The sequence below is a fragment of the Selenomonas sp. genome (assembly GCF_057272215.1).
The window spans coordinates 66,609-82,726 of the sequence record NZ_DBHIUY010000002.1; the positions used below are offsets into that span (position 1 = coordinate 66,609).

At 53.7% G+C, this 16,118-nt stretch carries 11 protein-coding genes; 2 read left to right on the forward strand and 9 right to left on the reverse strand.

Features of this window, described 5'->3' with window-relative positions; translation table 11 throughout:
- Positions 1-28 precede the first annotated feature (28 nt).
- The 4 genes from ACO5Z0_RS02220 to ACO5Z0_RS02235 form a co-directional block, all read right to left on the reverse strand.
- Positions 29-3,910 carry a dynamin family protein gene (locus ACO5Z0_RS02220; RefSeq protein WP_485649034.1) on the reverse strand — a complete coding sequence of 1,294 codons (3,882 nt, stop codon included), beginning with the start codon at positions 3,908-3,910 and terminating at the stop codon, positions 29-31.
- A gap of 188 nt (positions 3,911-4,098) precedes the next feature.
- The gene (locus ACO5Z0_RS02225; RefSeq protein WP_485649035.1) at positions 4,099-5,166 is read right to left on the reverse strand and encodes a recombinase family protein; all 1,068 of its coding nucleotides are present in this window, start codon (positions 5,164-5,166) and stop codon (positions 4,099-4,101) included.
- A 115-nt stretch (positions 5,167-5,281) separates the two neighbouring features.
- Positions 5,282-6,790 carry an SH3 domain-containing protein gene (locus tag ACO5Z0_RS02230; protein ID WP_485649036.1) on the reverse strand — a complete coding sequence of 503 codons (1,509 nt, stop codon included), beginning with the start codon at positions 6,788-6,790 and terminating at the stop codon, positions 5,282-5,284.
- A 53-nt stretch (positions 6,791-6,843) separates the two neighbouring features.
- Complete coding sequence (locus ACO5Z0_RS02235; protein WP_485649037.1) at positions 6,844-8,199, reverse strand: MATE family efflux transporter; 1,356 nt, start codon at positions 8,197-8,199, stop codon at positions 6,844-6,846.
- 118 nt (positions 8,200-8,317) lie between these two features.
- Between ACO5Z0_RS02235 and ACO5Z0_RS02240 the strand changes: the two genes are divergently transcribed.
- Positions 8,318-9,172 carry a MerR family transcriptional regulator gene (locus ACO5Z0_RS02240; RefSeq protein ID WP_485649038.1) on the forward strand — a complete coding sequence of 285 codons (855 nt, stop codon included), beginning with the start codon at positions 8,318-8,320 and terminating at the stop codon, positions 9,170-9,172.
- 59 nt (positions 9,173-9,231) lie between these two features.
- Positions 9,232-9,720, forward strand: a complete 489-nt coding sequence (locus ACO5Z0_RS02245; RefSeq protein WP_485649172.1) for a pyridoxamine 5'-phosphate oxidase family protein — start codon at positions 9,232-9,234, stop codon at positions 9,718-9,720.
- A 55-nt stretch (positions 9,721-9,775) separates the two neighbouring features.
- Here the strand turns inward: ACO5Z0_RS02245 and ACO5Z0_RS02250 are convergent, their stop codons facing one another.
- The 5 genes from ACO5Z0_RS02250 to bioF form a co-directional block, all read right to left on the reverse strand.
- Entirely contained in the window at positions 9,776-10,300 is a 525-nt protein-coding gene (locus ACO5Z0_RS02250; protein ID WP_485649039.1) for a DsrE/DsrF/DrsH-like family protein, read from the reverse strand.
- Between the two features lie 2 nt (positions 10,301-10,302).
- Positions 10,303-12,333: an FAD-dependent oxidoreductase gene (locus ACO5Z0_RS02255; RefSeq protein WP_485649040.1), complete on the reverse strand. Its 2,031-nt coding sequence runs from the start codon at positions 12,331-12,333 to the stop codon at positions 10,303-10,305.
- 56 nt (positions 12,334-12,389) lie between these two features.
- Positions 12,390-12,692: an ArsR/SmtB family transcription factor gene (locus tag ACO5Z0_RS02260; RefSeq protein ID WP_485649041.1), complete on the reverse strand. Its 303-nt coding sequence runs from the start codon at positions 12,690-12,692 to the stop codon at positions 12,390-12,392.
- Between the two features lie 910 nt (positions 12,693-13,602).
- The gene (locus tag ACO5Z0_RS02265; protein WP_485649042.1) at positions 13,603-14,004 is read right to left on the reverse strand and encodes a hypothetical protein; all 402 of its coding nucleotides are present in this window, start codon (positions 14,002-14,004) and stop codon (positions 13,603-13,605) included.
- 135 nt (positions 14,005-14,139) lie between these two features.
- Complete coding sequence (gene bioF / locus ACO5Z0_RS02270; RefSeq protein ID WP_485649043.1) at positions 14,140-16,062, reverse strand: 8-amino-7-oxononanoate synthase; 1,923 nt, start codon at positions 16,060-16,062, stop codon at positions 14,140-14,142.
- Positions 16,063-16,118 lie beyond the last annotated feature (56 nt).

Genomic DNA, 16,118 nt, shown 5'->3' on the forward strand with positions numbered 1-16,118 from the left:
CCTCTCACCTCAAACATACCGCCGCACCTCACACAAACCTTTTCTCCAAATCCTTCACCATTTTGATATAGAGTTCCTTGCATTTGTTGTTAGAGCCCGTTTCAATATAATGTAGGCAAGGTAAGAGATATAGGCTCCAGATTTCTCGGTATATGGAGCTATTGTCAGGGCGGCTGTCGATACTTTGCACGATGGTGGGGGCGATGCGGTAATATTCTTTGATGATGATGCTGCCATCGAATTGGGCAGAGAGCCATGTGTCACGGAATCTGCGGAACATGGTAAGTTCATAGCAGTCATCGGGTTTATTGAAGCTCGTGCAGACAGCGGTAGTGATGAAGCATAACCCTGTTTTCTGTTCTTCTTTAGGCGTTTCATCTGGGCGATTGCCGTTTTCTAATAATCGCCTGACCTCATTCAAATTTTCCGCTGCTTCTTCCGAACCATGTAAAGCGGCTTTCTCATACCAAGATTTAGCCACTCTATAGTCTTTATCCACATGATGACCATACTGATACATATATCCAATATTATACATGGCAGTAGCATTGCCCAATCCAGCGGCTTTTACATACCAACCAAATGCATTTTTATAGTTCTGTGCTACACCTAACCCATGATGAAACATATATCCCATAGCGGCATCATTGCCCAATTCAGCGGCTTTTTTATACCAGATCAATGCCTCGTTATAGTCTTGTGTTACGCCTAACCCACGGTGATACATATATCCAACATGGTACATGGCAGTAGCATTGCCCAATTCAGCGGCTTTTTTATACCAGCTCAACGCCTCATTGTAGTCCTGTTCTATCCCTTCCCCATGTTGATACATATATCCAACGGTATTCATAGCGTTAGCATTGCCCAATTCAACGGCTTTTTTATACCAGCTCAATGCCTCATCATAATCCTGTTCTACCCCTTCCCCATGTCGATACATATTTCCAACATTATTCATGGCATCAGCATCGCCCAATTCAGCGGCTTTTTTATACCAGCTCAATGCCGCATCATAATCCTGTTCTACCCCTTCCCCATGTCGATACATATTTCCAACATTATTCATGGCATCAGCATCGCCCAATTCAGCGGCTTTTTTATACCAGCTCAATGCCGCATCATAGTCCTGTGCTACCCCTAACCCTTCTTGATGCATAAATCCAACCATATTCATAGCGATATCATCGCCTAATTCAGCGGCTTTTTTATACCAGTTCAATGCCTCACTATAGTCCTGTGCTACCCCTAACCCATCTCGATACATAGTTCCAATACTGAACATGGCGGTATCATAACCTAATTCAGCGGCTTTCTTATACCAATTCAATGCCTCGTTATAGTCCTGTGCTACCCTTAACCCATCTTGATACATATATCCAACAGCAACCATAGCGGTAACATTTCCCAATTCAGCGGCTTTTTTATACCATCTCAATGCCGCATCATAGTCCTGTGCTACCCCTAACCCTTCTTGATACATAAATCCAACCATATTCGTAGCGTTAGCATTGCCCAATTCAGCAGCTTTTTTATACCAACCAAATGCCTCGTTATAGTTCTGCACTACCCCTAACCCATCGTGATACATATCTCCAACATTATACATAGCGGAAGCATCGCCCAATTCAGCGGCTTTTTTATACCATCTCAATGCCGCATCATAGTCTTGTGTTACGCCTAACCCACGGTGATACATATCTCCAACATTATACATGGCAGTAGCATTGCCCAATTCAGCGGCTTTTTTATACCAGCCAAATGCCTCGTTATAGTTCTGTGCTACGCTTAACCCTTGGTGATACATATATCCGACATTATTCATGGCGTCAGCATCGCCCAATTCGGCGGCTTTTTTATACCAACTCAATGCCTCATCATAATCCTGTGCTACGCCTCTCCCATAGTAATACATATTTCCAACATGATACATGGCATCAGTATTCCCCTGTTCTGCAGACTTTCGATACCATCTCATGGCTTCTTCATTATTGACTTCAATACCACGGCCATTGCTGTAATAGTTACCAATAAGAACTTGTGCTTCAGAATTACCTGCTTCTGCTGCCTTTTGTATCCACGAGAAAGCTTCCATCGAATCAGTCTGCATTTTTGAAATTTTCAACATAGCATCGTCACTGCCATTATCAGCAGCACGTTTTAGCCACATCATAGCCTTAGCTTCATTTTGTGCAACACCATAACCGTCTTGATAAGCACGTCCTATTAAACATTGTGCTTCTGCTACATCCTGCATAGCAGCACGACGTAGCCAATAGATGGCTCTGTCAGGGTTTTCGGTTGTACCCAGCCCCTTAAAATAACAAAATGCCAATTGAAATTGCCCATCAGCATCTCCTTTTCTGGCAGCTCTTTCATAAAGTTCAAATGCAATCTTTTCGTCCTTAGGCACCAGATCCCCTTCAAGGTATCTATTTCCCAAAGCAAGCATGGCCTCCGTGGAACCTAACTTAACACTTTTCTCCAAAAGCTCAAATCCTCTTTTATGATCTTTGGGCACTCCATAGCCAGTCAAATAACAATAAGCCAATTCATATACTCCACCATCATATTCTCGCTTCGCCGCCTTTTCAAAAAGCCGTACCGCTTCTTCTGCATTCTCCTCTATGCCCAATCCTGCTTGATACATCTTTCCCAAAGCACGTTGCCCTTCTGGGAACTCTTTATCGGCTAAACGATGTACCCAATATACAGCTCTATCAAAAGCCGCTTCATTAACATAAAGCGTAGCCAATAACATCTGAGCAAGATCATCGTTTCTAAGTGCAGCTTCTTCGGCTAATCTTTTCGCCAAATCTTCATTTTTTTCTACCAGAAAACCATAATAATAAAGTGCAGCAGAAAATGCACATGCGGATGCATTTTTATTTGAAGCGGCTGTTGCGTATTGATGAAATGGAATCAGCATTTCTTCTAGTCCATCAAGTAAAGCTACCTGTTTTTGCCGTTCTTCCATATAAGATGCGTAATCCTCATCCTGCATACCAGCCACTATGATTTCGCCAGTCTTAATTTTTTCCCCAATGGTGAAAACATAATTCGACATATCATCCATAAGGGTATTCATTTTGTACGTTTTGATATTAGGCAAGACCAGTTCATCAAGAGCAGTATAAAACTCTTGGATATTACTGGCAGCCAATTGTCTTTCATCACCACGTTCCTGCCCTATAAAAGCCAGTTTAGCCGAAATGCCAATCACTCGTTGTACTTTATCCTTGAGTTTTTGCTGGATTCCGTCTAAAAATTCCGTCACATCATCCTCATCATCATTTAAGGCATCCATTTTATTGATTATGGCAATCGGTTTCAATCTAAGTCTCAGCCTATTCATGGCAGTCATTTCCGTTTGAGATATAGGCTTGTTAGCATCGAACATCCAAAGCACGACATCTGCTTTATCTACAAAATTCCTCGTTGCGATAGTATGACCTTGATTTAAAGAGTTCAATCCTGGGCTGTCAATAATAGACATAGATTTCAGCATATCAACGGGCATGCGTCGCTCTACGAAAGAGATTTCATCATGCCTTTGATAGGGAAACTGATTTTCTGACGTGACATTATCAAAATCTACAACACTATTTTCCTTCAACGAACCATCCTTGTAGTGAACTATTACCTTGTCGCTCTCCCCGTAACAAAGCTTGGTAATAATCGCCGTAGTAGGCGTAGCATTAACAGCAGCTATCTTTTTCCCCACCAACGCATTGATAAAAGTGGACTTTCCTGTAGAAAACTCACCCATAACCATAACCAGTAACGGCTCCATAGAATCTTCTATAATTCCATCCAGTTCTTCTAAAGAATCCTCATATTCGTCACGAGTTGCTATCATGTTTTTGAATTTGTTTAATAATTTTGCAATATCATAGAATGATTTATCCATAACGATATCAAGCTCCTATCTCATATACATCAAACTGCACATACCCCGTTCTTCAAGCGGTAGAAAACGTAATCATTCACCATCACTTAACTTTTTAATCTTATTTTTGATATTAAAATTTTCTACATAAATTTCTCAAATCCTGCTTTCCGATAGGAAATTTCGAGCAATTTCTCCTAAATCTCCCATCACACGCTCACTTCCGTCCCATCCCGAAACACCACCGTCATACCCTTATCCACGGTCGCGCACTCTACCATGCTCGCCCAAAGCTGGCTGTCAAACTCCGCCACAGGCGCACTCTGTTCTTTGATGCACTTGATGAACAATGCTAATCGCTCCGACTGCGCCTGCTTGGCAGAGATGGCATCCGTCACCTCGTCAAATCGAGCCTTGGCGGCATCATATCGCACCACAAGCCCCTCGTAGTGCTTCTGATACTCTCCCTGGTTCTGTGCAATGTGGGCGTTCTCGCGGATGCACTTTTCCGTCATCTCCACCAATACCGCCAGTTCCTGCTGCAGCTTGGCTTTCTCCTCCACAAGCGCCGTCGTGTCGCAAAGTGTCTGTCTGACGAGTCGTGCATTCACGATAACCTCATCCTGCTCCGTCACCAGTCGATTGAACGCCGTGACGAAAGCGGCCTTGATTTCCTCTTCCATCACATGGCGCGTCTGGCATTTCTGCCCATCATACTTGTTGTTGCAACGGTAGACGGTGCGTCTGTATTTATCTGTGGAATGCCAAACCTTGGCTCCAAAGTAGCCGCCGCACTCGCCGCACCGAATTTTCCCCGAAAAAATACTTACACCGCTGTATCTCCCGCCTTCCCGCGTGCGTCGCTCCATCTCCCTCTGCACCATCTCGAACACGGCAGTGTCGATGATGGCGGGATGGCTCTGTTCCACGAAGTAACTTGGCACTTGCCCGCAGTTCTTGACGGCTTTCTTGGTGAGGAAATCCGGCGTGAAGGTCTTTTGAATCCTCGCACAGCCCGTATATTTCTCGTTGGCGAGGACTCCCCGGATGGTCTTGGCATTCCATTTCTCCCTGCCCGTGACCGTTAGGATGTGCCGTTTGGTCAGTTCCTTGGCAATCCCGCAAGCCGTCATACCCTCAAGGAAAAGCCGGAAGATGAGCCGCACGATCTTGGCCTGCTCCTCGTTGATGGCGAGATTGCCGTCCTCGCTTTTATCGTAACCGAGAAAGCGCGAGTAGCCGACGGAGAACTTGCCGTCTGCGAATCTCTTCCGCAAGCCCCATGTGACGTTCTCAGAAATGCTCCTCGCTTCCTCCTGCGATAGGCTGGAAAGAATCGTCAAGAGGATTTCTATTATATGCACCGGGCATCGAAACCCGGCGCATTATACTTTATCGAAAAATTCCCAGACCTGTGCAATCGTCGAGATTCCTGCCTTCCGTGATCGTCAAAAAGTAAGCGTCGCTGACGAGGACGCGGCGAATGCGGCAGCGGCTCATCCCTTCCTGCGTCTTTTCCCAGCAGCCGCTCAAGGAGTGGATGACGTACGATTTCCCATCGATCGAGCCAAGCGTTAGCATCACATGTCCGGGACGAAACAAGAGGCTCCCGGGCGGCGCGGTGAGAAGCGTCTCCGTGCGCTCTGCGGGCGCGAGATCGTCGAGCGGCATGAAAGCGAGGTGCGGCGCGGCATCTTCCATACCGTGCCGATGCACCTCAGATGCCGTAGCATTTCCCCCCGCACCGTGCGCCGCATTCTGTGCATCGCCCAAATGCACACTCGCCCGCAAAAACGCCTCCTCCTGCTCATCAGCGTCACGCGGCAGCTCGATGCCGACCGTGCGGTAGACGTCGGCGACGAACGAGGAGCAGTCGACGCTCTCATCCTGCCCGCCCCAGCCATAGACGTCGCCGAGGCACGCGAAAGCCGCACGGCGCAGGTTATTCACTGTGTAGGGCAGGTCGCCGCGATGGAGCGCGGCGGCTTCTGCGCTGCCCGTATCCGCAACGACAGCGCCTGTACTCTCGCTGTACGGAAGCGGCACAAGCATTTCTTGGAGACTGCCGTCCGCCGCACGCTGCGGCAGACGCGCGAGATGCTCCTCGCCCTGCTGCACGAGCGGGATGCGGCTGCCGAGCTGATAGACCTGCCCGCCCGCCGCCTCAGGCGTTTCATAGCGGTTTTGCGTCACGACGAGAAAATCTTTGGGCTGCACATAAGCGAGCCACGTTTCGCGCGTCGTTAGGGCGACCGCACCCTTCGCCAGCCAGCCGCGATAATAGCGCATGGAAACGAAGAGGAACTTGCCGTCTGCGCTCTCGTGCCAAACGGCAAGCGGCTCGGCGGGATCAACGGCAGTCGCCTGCAAACTGTCGTAATGAATATCATCGGGTGCATCGAGCCATGCCTCTTCGGTCGGTAAATAGCGCAGGTCAGCGCGGCGCACGCAGATTCCGTAGCGCAGAGGATTGCGGAGCGGCAGCTTATCCGCCGCACAATTTTCGACTGCCGCCTGATACGCTTCATCCGAAAGCAGTTCTGTCGGCGCGTACCAATCTTCACGCTCGGGCGCGGCTTCTTCCATCCAATGCCGGAGCTGCCGTCTCGATACGGCGCGCGGCAAGTCCGCCAAAGAAACGAGACTCGGCTGATTCGCGTGCAGCTCTTCGTTAATCCTCACCACATCCTCTGCCGTGCCGAGGAGACAATCACCCGCCGCATCGCACCAGAAGCCGGCGTCATCGTAGGGATCACCGAGCGCCACGCCGTAATCGGACGATGCCGCTTCCGCCGTATCCGACGCCGCCGTCTCCTTCGCGTTCGATATCATCGCCCCCGATGCACCGGGCATCCCCGCAGCCGACGCCGTACTGCCGAGCAGCACGCAGACCGCTCCCAAAAGACATGCAAGGCGCTTTCCACCTTTTCCCGAAACCCTCATTCGCATACCTCTCAACGTCCCAAAATCACAGTTCCCGCCGCTTTTTCCTCACGAAAGGAACACGCCGCCCCCCAAAGCTGGCGGAAGGAGAGCAGGACAGCGGTCAAATCCGCCGCAGGAACGGCGAGCCATGCGCCATCCAATCCGAAGAAATGCGGCAAGAGCATAAGGAATACCACGATGCCGACGAGATTGCGCACAAAGGATAGGATTGCCGACATCCTGCCATCCGAAATCGCCGTGAAGAAAGTCGAGGCGAAGAGATTGAAGCCGCAAAGCGAGAAGCTCCAAGAGAAAAGCAAAAAACCGCCGAGCGCCAACGCATAGGCGTGGCCTCCGTCCGGCAGGAAAAGCGCCATCAGCGGTGCGGCAAAAACCCGCGCCGCCGCAAAGGACAAGAGTCCGAAACCAAAGATTATGCCAAGCGACAGCCGCAGAAGGCGCAGAAGCTCGGCGTATCCCTTCGCGCCGAACTGGTAGGAAAAAACGGGCGCGACGCCATTGGCGAACCCCATGAGAATCGCCGTCAGGAGCATTTCCGCATAGAGGATGACGCTGATCGCTGCGACGCCATCCGCCCCCGCATAGGAGAATGTCACGAGGTTAAAGAGGTACGTCGTGATGCCTACGGAAAGCTGCGTGACCATCTCGGAAGAGCCGTTGCAAAGCGCCTGAAAGAGCGGGCGCACGGCGAAGGAAAACCGCGCGAAGGAGAGCGTGCGGCTATAACGCGAAAAGTACGCGAGCCCCAAGACCGCCGCGACGACATCCGAGATGCCCGTCGCAAGACCTGCGCCGAAGATGCCCATGCCGAAGTGCGCGAGAAACACATAGTCAAGTCCGACATTGACAAATCCCGCTGTCAGCGATACAAGAAATCCCTGCACAGGGCGACCGTCCGCGATATAGAAAGCGTTGAATATGATCATCAAGGCAACGAACGGCGCGAAGAATATATTCGCCGAGAGATACGCGCGGCAGTCAGCATAAAGCTCGGGGGAAGCGCCGAGAAGCACCAAAATCGGCTCCATGAAGAGGAATACACTGAGCGCGAGCAATATGCCGAGCGCCGCACCGACAACAACAATCAACGTGAAGCGCCTCCTCGCCAATGCCGCATCTCCCTCCCCCAGCGTCTTGGCGACAAGTGCCGAGCCGCCCGAAGAAAGCATGATGGAAAGCCCGAAGAGAAGGTTCAGCACCGGATAGACGATGTTCGAAGCGGCGAGCGCGAGCGTTCCCGCATAACGTCCGATGAATATGCCATCCGTCACCGTATAGATAGAAAGGACGAGCATCATGCCGACGGCAGGCGCAGCGAAGCGCAAAAGCCCGCCAAGACTGAAATGCTTTGCCAATGTGTTCATGAAGATTCTCCTTTTTCCACGTAAAGGTGCAGACCTATGTACAGCTTGACCTCTTAGACTTTTATGATAGACTATACAGTAAGTGTAATGTCAACCCTTGACGAGAGAGGATTTTCTCATGGCACGTCGACCAGCCTTTCATACAGGAGAGTTTGCCAAGATCACGGGCGTCAACAAGCGCACGCTACATTACTACGACAGCGAGGGCATCTTCCGCCCCGATTACATCGCCGAGAACGGCTACCGCAGCTATTCCTTTCGGCAGATCTACCCCTTTCACCTCATCCGCACGATGCGCGGCATGGGGTTGGAACTGGGAGAAATCAAACGCTACATGGAGGAGCGCAGTCCGGAAAACCTCCACTCGCTGCTGAAGAGTCAGGAAATATGGCTCGACGAAGAAATCAAGACGCTCACTCGAAAGCGCACCATCGTGCGCAAGCAAAGGGAACGAATCACAGCGACGACCGCTCTTCAGCTCGACGAAGTGCGAGAAGAAGATTGGCCGAAGGCGACCCTCCTGCTCTCCGCTCCGACGCGCAGCTTCGAGGAGTGCGGCAATCACGCTGCCGTGGAGAAGATCATTGCCGAGCACCTGCGCTATGTCCTCACGCACGACATCTACGCGGGGCTGAGTTTCGGTGCGATGGTCGAGACGGGCGATTATATGACACCGGAAAGGGAAAGCCTCATCTGCCGCTACTTCACGCCGACGGACGTGCCGCTTCGCCATCTGCCAAGGGAACTGCGCCACGAGCGTCCCGCCGGACGCTACCTCGTGACCTGCTTCGCGGGCAACTATATGAACACAGCGCCCGCCTACGCGCGTCTGCGTTCCTACATCGAGGATCACGCCCTAACCCCTCGCGGCTTTTCCTACGAGGAAAGCCTCATCGACGAGATTTCTGCCGCCAATGAAGCCGACTACATCACGCGCATCGCTATTCGCATCGCAGAAGCAGATCCCGGCTGACCTTCACAAAATTCTCTTCCATACCAAATCTCATATACAGCAAACAAGAAAAGGAGACAATTTCCATGTTCAGAGAAATGCGCCGTAAGAAGCAACAGATGAGCGATGAAGAAGCCCGCGACATCCTCGCGGCAGCGACCTCGGGCGTGCTCGCGCTCGCGGGCGAAAACGGCTATCCCTACGCTGTGCCCATGAGCTTCGCCTACGACGAGGAAAAGGAACGCCTGCTCTTTCATACGGCGCGCGTCGGCCACAAGATGACGGCGATTGAGCGATGTGACAAGGCGTCGTTCTGCATCATTGCCGAGGACAAGGTCGTGCCGCACCGCTTCCTGACGCAATACCGCAGCGTCATCGCCTTCGGCAGGCTGCGCGTCCTCAAGAGCGACGAAGAAAAACGAGAAACGGCGGAATTTCTCGGCGAGGCCTACTATCCCGGCCATCCCGAAGCCTGTGACGAAGAAATAAAAAAGCATTGGTCGGCCTTCAACATGGTCGAGCTGAAGATCGAGCACCTGACGGGCAAGAAGGGAAAAGACCTCGTATAGCGAAAAGAAAGACTGCCCTGCACCATCCTCGGGATGATGCAGGGCAGTCCTTCTTCTATATGAAGAGGTTCGTGTCCGACTTCTCCGCCGCCGCCAAGTAAGCGGCGACACCGCCTGCGCTTACGCCTGCGATCAGTTCTTCGGCGCGTATGCCCATGACGTCCATTGACATCTGACATGCGACGATTTCCGCGCCGCCCTTGACTGCACTCTGCATCAGGCTCTCCAAGGACGCAACACCCTTCTGTTGCATGACATGGCGCATGAGGCGCGTGCCGATGCCCCCCAGATGAAGCTTCGAGAGCGCAAGCGCCCGGCTGCCGCACGGCATCATCCATCCGAAGATGCGGTCGATGAAACCCTTTTTCACGTCTGCGCCTTCAGGGCGGCGCAGGGCATTCAGCCCCCAGAAAGTGAAGAACATCGTGACCTTGCTGCCCATAGCAAGCGCACCGTTGGCGATGACGAACGCTGCAAGCACTTTATCGAGGTCACCGCTGAACACAACGATGGTCTTATGCTTCTCGCGCGGCATGCTGCGGCAATCTGCTGCCGCGCCTTGCCCCTTTGCATACGGCACACCTAGCCGCCCTCCGAAGCGTCGTCTGCCGCGTCCTTCCCGCCCGCCTTCTTGATCTTGACAACGACAAGCCCATTCTCCTTGCTGCGCGAGATCATCCTGTGCCCTGCAGCCTCTGCCCACGCCGCACTGTCCGCGAAAAAGCCGGGATCGGACGCACGCGCAAGCAGCACATCGCCGGATGCGATGCGTTCCATCGCCTTCTGCAGCTCCATCAAGGGTCCGGGGCAGCTAAGTCCCGTGAGATCTACTTCCTCTGCCACCGTAGCCTTCTTTGCCGCCTGCGGCGCACCGCCGCAGCCCATGCTCTCAGCCGCACCGCAGGGCGGCGCAGTATCCGGCGACGCCTCAAACTCTGCCATTTTCAGCGACGTATAGCCGCCCGCGATGACCTCTGCATCATAGCCATCTTGCGCCAAGATACGCACCGCATTGTAAGCGCGCTGTCCGACCTTGCAGAGCACTGCCCAGCGCACCGTGCGGTCAAGCTCACGGACGCGAGTGCGCAGCTCGTCAAGCGGAATCTGCGCGTCGGAAGCGAAAGGCGCATGAGAAAGCTCACCCGGCGTGCGCACGTCGAGTACGCGCACGCCTGCCTGCCGCGCCGCATCCAGCTGCTCCGCGGGTAGGAAACGCACGAGACCCGCGAGATCGTTTTCCGCCATATACCCCGCCATGTTTACGGGATCTTTTGCCGCACCGAACGGCGGCGCGTAAGAAAGCTCCAAACTTGTCAAAAAGTCTGTATCCGCCCCCATCGCAATCGCCGTCGCAAGCACGTCGATGCGCGACTTCACGCCGCCCGTACCGACGATCTGCGCCCCGAGGATTTTACCGACAGCCCCCTTCGTACGATAGAGAAGCTTCAGCGTCATCGTCTGCGCCCCCGGATAGTAGCCGACATGCGCGAGCGGATGCAGCTTCACGACGCGATAATCCTCACCGCAGCGAAGCCCCTCGCGCTCTAACATGCGCTCGTTCTTGCCGACGGCAGCCGCCGTCAAGCCGAACACCTTGAGGATCGCCGTACCGATGAAGCCGTCATATATGCGCCGCCTTCCCGTCATGTTGTCAGCGGCGAGACGCCCCTGCCGATTCGCCGGTCCCGCGAGGGGCAGCGTACCCGCCGTATTCGTCTGGCGGTCGAATGTCATCACAGCATCGCCTACAGCATAGACGTCAGGCACACTCGTCTCCATGCGCTCATTCACGAGGATATGACCACGCTCGCCGAGCGCGACGCTGCTATCCTTCAAAAAATCCGTGTCGGGGCTTACCCCGATGGCGAGCACGACGAAATCCGCGGCGATCTCACGTCCGCTCACAAGACGAACGCGCACGCCCTGCGTATCCTCCTTAAACTCCTGTACGCCGTCGCCAAGGTAAAGCCCGACACCGTTCTCGTTCATCTCCTTCTCTGCGATCTTCGCCATATCCGCATCGAACGGTGCAAGCAGATGCGGCGCAGCCTCGACAAGCGTGACAGAAAGTCCGCGCGCACGAAGGTTCTCTGCCATCTCGACGCCGATGAAGCCGCCGCCCACGACGACAGTGCGCCCCGCCGCCGCATATTGATCCGCCAATCGGCGCAAAACCTCAGCATCCGGCACATTGCGCAAGGACAAGATGCGCGGGCTTTCAACGCCCGGTATCGGCGGGCGCAAAGGCTTCGCGCCGGGCGACAAGAGAAGCGCGTCGTACGGCTCCTCATAAGTCTCGCCCGCCGCCGTCCGCACATGAACGCGGCGATTCTCACTGTCAACATGCGTGACCTCGCTTCCTGTACGCACATCAACGGCGAAGCGTTCACGGAACAACTCCGGTGTCATGAGCAGGAGACGCTCGCTCTCCTTGATCTCATCGCCAACATAGTAAGGCAGACCGCAGTTCGCGAAGGAAATATGCTCACCGCGCTCGAAGAGCACGATCTTCGCATCCTTATCCAAGCGCCTCAGTCGCGCCGCCGCAGTCGCACCGCCTGCCACGCCGCCGACGATGACATAGCGCTTTGCCTGTTCCTTTTTCATTTCCATACAGATATGCCTCCTTCTGTGCCGCCGCGCTCCCCTATGCTGTCGAAAGCGCGAAATCAGCCCATATCGTGATAATTCTTTTTCTTGCAAAAAAGCCCTTCAAGCAGCTGCGCCACCGCACGGCTCTTGAGCCGATAGACGACCTCAAGCCCGTTGCGCTCCCCCTCGATGATGCCCACGCTGCGCATTTTCGCAAGGTGCTGCGAAATCGTCGACTGCGGCGCATCCAAGCACTGCTGCATGTGCGCCACGTTGCAGCCGCCGCTCTGCCAAAGCCCCCGCGCGATACAAAGGCGCACGGGATGCGAGAGCGCCTTGAGAATCTCAGCCGCCTGCATGAGTTCTTGATCTTCCGTCATAAAACCAGCCCCTTTATATCCATATATTACGATATATAGATATAAATGTCAAGAGCTGTCCCTTTGAAAATGGCAAGAACAAACCGAAGATTTTCAAAAAAAAACGCCCCGAGCAGGGGACGATCACAACATCCTGCAAGGATGCCAAAAAACTAAAAAAGCGGCGAGTCGCCTCGCCGCCCGATATGCGTGGGGATCCATGCCGCACGCCCCGCTCCTTTCCTCATACGCCTTGCAAAACCGTCGGGAAAGAGCCGGGATGAAGCTTCATGAAAGACCTCAGCAGCTCAAAGGTCTCTTGTGCAGCTAACCGGAGCAGTTATCCCCACTCACTCCGATCGAAAAAGGTCCAGCCTTCTCAGCTGCATCCCGCCAATCTCCATACACCAAGAGAGCTGCAACCGCCGTACACAAAGCACGAACAGTCCCCCAAAAGGAGAAAGGCGGTAAATCCGTCCAACGACGCCTACAGGCTATATGCACTGAGCAACGACCTTAGAGCTAAGCTCCGGCGCGATCCAGACGAATATAGGAAGCTTGCCCCTACAGCGATGTATCGTACACCCTGCAAACTGCCCCATCGAGGACTGACCTCCGGGACATGACGGCGATAAAACCCTGCCGCCGATTACAAGCGAAAATATCCACACTTGTGAAAAGAGTCCTTCTGACAGCGGCATTTCCGAAGCATACCGTCAACTCTTTCACAACGCTCGTCGGATCGAGCATGGATTCCGAATGTTTTAGGCTGTATTTCCTACCGCAAATAGGATAACATATCTCGAAATTATTTGCAAGCATTTTTAGAAAAACAATTATTATTTCTATCCGATTTATTTTCGGAAATATCTCAGGACTGCGAATCCAATATATCAGTCTATTTTCCTATATGAAGAACTTTTCTCCATTCCTATTTCTCATAGCCGCGCTGCCATGCGTAGAGATAGTCAACGACAGCGGCGATCGGCGAGCCTGCGACATAAGGAGCCGCAGGTGCGGGCGTCGTCGTGCGCTGTGACACTTCGCGCGTATCGTATGTCATAGTGGCAGAACGCAGGATCTGATATGTACGCGCTGCAAAGTCAAAATGCATACGATAAGAAAAGAGACGATTTTCTTTCGCCTTGACGATGGCAACATTCGCCGTATATTCATGATTGCTGTCGATGGAAACCGTCGTAACATCCACAAAATATCCCGTACCATCCCGCGCATCCACAAAACGCCGCCCCTCGTCCTCGGCAAAGCACAGAGAGCTTGCAAGGAGCAGGAGCAGCGAGATCAAGATCGGCGCCAAAGCAAATTTTCGCATCGAATCGTCTCTTTCCTTCGTTTAGACAATAGCAAAACACTTTCCTATTATAGAAAAAAGACAGAGATTCGTCAATGGGACAAGAAGGAGCGTACAAACAAACAAAAAATCCGCTCCTATTTGGCGAACTTCATTTTAAGATAAACGAAAGCTGCCCAGAGTTGCACAGATACGCGCCGCGGCACTTCGCAGCTCTTCTTTCGTATGCGCTGCACTCAAGGCGACGCGCAGGCGGGCACTGCCCTTTGCCACCGTGGGGTAGCGGATGGCGGATACGAGGACGCCCTGCCGCTCCAATTCCTTCGCAACTTTCATCGCCAAGCGCTCTTCGCCGACGATGAGCGGCACGATCGCTGTTTCGCTCTCAGCTTCAACGCCGCCATCTGCCAGCGCTGCGCAGAATACGCGGACATTTTCCTGCAGGCGGGCGACGCGATCCGGCTCTTCTTGCAGGAGATGCAACGCCTCGGATGCAGCCGCCAGATTGGCAGGCGATTGGCTCGTCGAGAAGATGAAACTTCGCGCCGTATTTTGCAGATAGTCGATCAAGAGACGATTGCCGCAGACGTAGCCGCCCTCGCTCGCCAACGCCTTCGACAGCGTCCCCATCAGGACATCGGGCTTCTCCTGCAGGTGAAAGTGTTCCGAGATGCCGCGCCCCGTCTCGCCGATCACGCCGGTAGAATGCGCCTCGTCCACCATGCTCCAAACGTGATACTTTCGCGCAAGCTGCAAGATGCGCGGCAAGTCGGCAATATCGCCGTCCATGCTGAACACCGCATCCGAGACGATGACGCCGCGGCATGGTGTGCAGGCGGCGAGCTTTTCTTCCAGATCCCGCATATCATTGTGGCTGTAGATGATCGTCTTGGCGCGGCTCAAGCGACAGCCATCGATGATGCTCGCATGGTTGAGGGCGTCGCTGAAGAACACGGCGCCCTCCTGCCCCAGCGCAGAAAGAATGCCGACATTCGCCATGTATCCCGTGTCGAAAAGAAGTGCGGCTTCCGTCCCCTTGAACGCTGCCAATTCCGCTTCCAGCTTCGTATGCAGCGGCAGCGTCCCCGTCGTCAGCCGCGAGCCGCCGGAACCGCAGCCGTATCGCTCGACGGCTTCCTGCGCCGCCCGCTTGAGCCGCGGATGGTCAATGAGACCGAGGTAGTTGTTCGATGCCAGAAGCAGCTTTTCAACGCCGCCAACCGTGACGTGCGCAGCCTGCGCAGATGCTATCTCGTGCATTTCACGGCAAAGATGCCGCGCCTTTTTCACTGCCAACCGTTCTTTCAGCATTTCCCCCATGCCCTTGCGCTGCGAATTCCCTGTCGGGCTGTCCGGCACGCCGCGCACGAGCACGCATTGCTTTTCCAAATAGCGAATACAGTCTGCGACCCCTTCGCGCGGACCGCGATAGAGGAAGATACGCCCGCCGTCGGGCGATCCCATCGCCTTGAGCTTCGTGATGCGGCGATAGCCGAAAGACTGCGCCGCCACATATCCCGCCACATAGTCGGGATCGTCGGATACGCAGATCTCCGCGACGATGTGCGGCGCATGGACGACTTTCGTCGCAAGGACAACGGCTTCGGCGAAGTGATTTTTACAGTCGGAAGGCCGTTTTGCGGCGCGTTCGTCATCCATGTACGTCGCCCGCAGACCGCGCACCGCATCCGGCTCCAGACGCTCAAGCGTATCTGCATCAAGCAGCATCGCGCCGCGCATCCCATACGTCTCGGAGAACTTCGCCAAGATCGCCTCGCCGTTCTTCAAGCCGAGGCTTTCCAATGCCTGAAGGATCACACGCCGCCCCTCTTCCGCCGTCTCAACTTCAACCGTCGAGATGGGCAAAGCGTCCAGATGCTCCACATCTTCCGGCGCGACCGCCTCCACCTTGAAATTCACAAAATCCGCCTTGCCCTTGGCATGGTGCAGGGCACGCGCAAGAAGCGCCGCCATATAGGCGGGCAGCTCATCCTCCGGCAGGATCTTCTCCGCGCCGGACACATGCTCACGCTCCTGCGCGATCTTTTCCGCCCGCATTTTCAGACTGTAAAGCGCCATGCAGAACCACTCCTTTTCAAAGATTCTTCTACAGAATAGCTCCTGTTTATTTTATT